At 48.8% G+C, this 2,244-nt stretch carries 3 protein-coding genes; all 3 read left to right on the top strand.

Features of this window, described 5'->3' with window-relative positions; translation table 11 throughout:
• Window positions 1-766 (top strand): DUF4401 domain-containing protein (locus Q0231_RS15320; RefSeq protein WP_299348871.1); only part of this gene is annotated, 766 nt, incomplete at its 5' end.
• On the top strand, window positions 759-1,265 hold the full coding sequence (locus Q0231_RS15325) for a GDYXXLXY domain-containing protein (RefSeq protein WP_299348874.1): 507 nt from the start codon (window positions 759-761) through the stop codon (window positions 1,263-1,265). The genes Q0231_RS15320 and Q0231_RS15325, both read left to right, overlap by 8 nt.
• A gap of 343 nt (window positions 1,266-1,608) precedes the next feature.
• Window positions 1,609-2,244 (top strand): aspartate-semialdehyde dehydrogenase (locus tag Q0231_RS15330; protein ID WP_299348877.1); only part of this gene is annotated, 636 nt, incomplete at its 3' end.

Below are 2,244 nucleotides of genomic sequence, written 5' to 3' on the forward strand. Positions count from 1 at the left end.
CTTTTCGCTCATCACGCTTGCATCACTGTTTTTCTACCGGATGTACTTGGAAGCCTTCTTGGCGATATTGGTATCGCTTTTCCTGCTTGATGTGACGCTTGGTGCTGAAATGCTGAAAGTCCTGTTGCCGCAGGATAATATGCGAGTTCTTGGGAGCGGCGATGAAGCGCAGATCATGAGAATTCGCAGCGCTGGGGTGCTGGTCTCAACCCTGTCCGTTTCATTGCTGATTGGTATGACTGCCGTGCTGATCGCTATTCAAAATCGTCGGTACCTGTCTTCCGTATATTTTTATGCGGTTGTTTTGTTCTTGGCCTATAAGTTTTTGCCTCTTGATAACCAAGTGTATTGGTCCCTTGGGTCAACAATTGATGTCAAACTAGGCGTGGATTTGGGCATGGTGGTCGTAGGTTTTTGCGCCGTGTCGACTCTTTACGCGTTCCTCATCGGCGGTTGGCAAAAGCTTAAGTCGCTTGAGCATGTCATTGTGATTTGTTGTATCATCATTCTAGCCGTTTTGGGTCTGTATGGGGTGTTGTTTGCGGTTGCGCTTATGGCGCTTGGGCATGTGCGGCACGATAGAGTTTTGTGGGTGATCGGGCTGATCTATTTGCCGATTTATTTATTCCTTTTCTATTATTCGCTGGATGTGACCTTATTGATCAAGAGCTACATGCTTTTGGGCTCTGGTATCGCCATATTGGCAGCACGGTTCGTGTTGCTGCGGTTTTTCAATCCGTTGAACGCGGAGGTTGAAAATGCGTAACTGGTTGATGCTTGGCTTTGGGGTGTTGGTTTTGGGATTGCTCAATTTTGGCGTGGTGGAAAAAGAGCGGGTGATTGCCAATGGCGAGCTCGTTTATTTGGAGTTGCGGCCCGTTGATCCACGATCATTGTTGCAGGGCGACTTTATGCGGCTCGGGTTCGAAGTTGAAAATGTGGCGGCTGCTGAAATTGGTGCAAAAGTGCGCAACGGCAATATTGTGATCAGTCCGGACCAAAATGGTGTCGCGCAATTTGTGCGATTGGATGATGGTGCGGCGCTGGGCGATGCAGAATATTTGGTACATTTCAGCAAAACCTCATCGCGTCCAACCTTGGTCCCCAATAGTTATTTGTTCCAGGAGGGGGAGGGCGAGGCCTTCTCCGAGGCAGAATATGCGGCTCTTGTTTTTGGTGCTGACCGGCGTGATTATGTACTGCGCGGATTGGCGGACGAAAAGTTTCAACTGATCAATCCACGTGAAACTTTGGGGTTTAAGTAGGCTAAGAATTGATCGGCTTTGTGCATCATTATGTGGGCGCACGGAACGGATAGGGGCAAATGCGTTATTGACTCTTAAACATTTGCCGTTAGAAAAGGCGAGAGTTATTTTTTGACCAAAGTGTGAGCATTTGATGCGCGTGTTTGTTAAAACAGCGATGAAGATGAAGATCATGACCACCACCGGTGGCGTGGCCAAAGCACTTGCAACAACAAAAAAGACCACCACCAAAACCGTTTAACCGTCTTCCCTGGGCTTTCCCCCGACAGGGTGGAGGGTCAAAACGACGGCCGCAACGTTCTTAAAATGTTGTGCGGGGGGTGAAGACAAGGATCAAACGATTATGGGTTACAAAGTAGCGGTTGTCGGCGCCACAGGAAATGTGGGTCGCGAAATGCTTTCAATTTTGGCAGAACGTGGATTTCCTGCAGACGAAGTGGTTGCAATTGCATCATCTCGTTCGGTTGGGCGCGAAGTTTCATTTGGCGACAAAACGTTGAAGTGCAAAGATTTGCAGCACTTTGATTTCACGGGCGTTGATTTTGCTTTCATGTCTGCTGGCGGTACCATTTCAGAAAAATGGGCACCTATTATTGGCGCGCAAGGCTGCATCGTCATCGATAATTCGTCTGCATGGCGATACCACCAAGACGTTCCTTTGATCGTGCCTGAAGTGAATGCCCATGCGCTTGATACTTACATGGCCCTTAATGATCGCATGAACATTATTGCCAACCCGAACTGTTCGACTGCGCAAATGGTTGTGGCCCTGAAGCCGTTGCATGATCGCGCGAATATCAAACGTGTAGTTGTCTCAACCTACCAGTCAGTGTCCGGCACGGGCAAAGCCGCGATTGATGAATTGTGGAACCAGACCAAGGGCAAATATGTTCCGGGTCAAGAAGTGGCGCCAAGTGTCTACACAAAAGACATTGCGTTCAACGTGATCCCGCACATTGACGTGTTCATGGACGATGGT

Origin of the sequence: uncultured Maritalea sp. (assembly GCF_937139385.1) — a bacterium.
Taxonomy (GTDB): Bacteria; Pseudomonadota; Alphaproteobacteria; order Rhizobiales; family Devosiaceae; genus Maritalea; species Maritalea porphyrae_A.

Coding starts and splice junctions, on each gene's coding strand:
- Q0231_RS15325 (WP_299348874.1), top strand. CDS start 759: ATGCGTAACTGGTTGATGCTTGGCTTTGGGGTGTTGGTTTTGGGATTG.